1 protein-coding gene is annotated in these 747 nt (G+C 64.0%); it reads right to left on the bottom strand.

All coding sequences use genetic code 11. The annotated features are described in order from the left end of the window. On the bottom strand, window positions 1-553 hold a 553-nt coding region (locus tag AACY49_RS29745; protein ID WP_339527759.1), incomplete at its 3' end, for a helix-turn-helix domain-containing protein. Window positions 554-747 lie beyond the last annotated feature (194 nt).

The raw sequence follows: 747 nt of genomic DNA, 5'->3' as shown, positions 1-747 counted from the left end.
GGGCCTGGCCAACGATCCGCCTGACGCGGGCGATCTCCTTCTTGCCGCTCTTGAAGAGCGCATAGAGGGCGCTGAGCCGATCGCCGGCGTCCTTCAGTTCGGCATAGCGCAGTCGGATCGGTGACAGATCGAGACCGTAGGCCTCGACGATAACGCCGTCACGGTTCCGGAAACCACTCCGCCGTCCCGATGCGCTGTCATGGCCGAGAATAAGGCCGGCAGCGCGCAGCTCGCGCAGCCGTGCCTTGATGCAGGCCACGGTCTTCCTGACCTCGTCGGCTAGATGTTGGTTGCTTGGCCAGACGACCAGCGGGCGATCATCCGTCCAGTCGGCCTCCCAGGTGAGCTGCACGAGGTCCATCAGCGTCTCGATTGCGCCGTTGCTGACACCAATCGCGCCTTTCAGCGCCTTCACGGCCCTGCGCGCATCCTGTTTGGAGACCTGGATGCCAGTCGCATCGACGACCTTCATCCGGCGGGTGAGCTCGCGTGTCAGCGCCGTGATCGGCCGCGCGCCGGTGCGGCCCGTGAAAGCGGTTTGGGTATAGGTCATCGTTCGCCCCCTCGAGTGGAGGGACCGTCAGCAGGCAAAACTCGTGCGTGGCGCGAATCGCGCTCCCTTGAACCTTCCGTCGGAAATGGCTAGATAGGAGGTCTATCAAGTGACCGGTCAGCGTTTGGCGACGCTGCCCATCTAACGGTTCCAGGGTGCCCGGCCTTCGTGCCGGGCATTCGTTTATGTGGCCA

It is taken from the genome of Pseudomonas sp. EL_65y_Pfl2_R96, from assembly GCF_963970905.1.
Taxonomy (GTDB): domain Bacteria; phylum Pseudomonadota; class Gammaproteobacteria; order Pseudomonadales; family Pseudomonadaceae; genus Aquipseudomonas.
The sequence above is the reverse complement of the archived record's forward strand: the minus strand, read 5'-3'. Positions and strand labels throughout refer to the sequence as shown.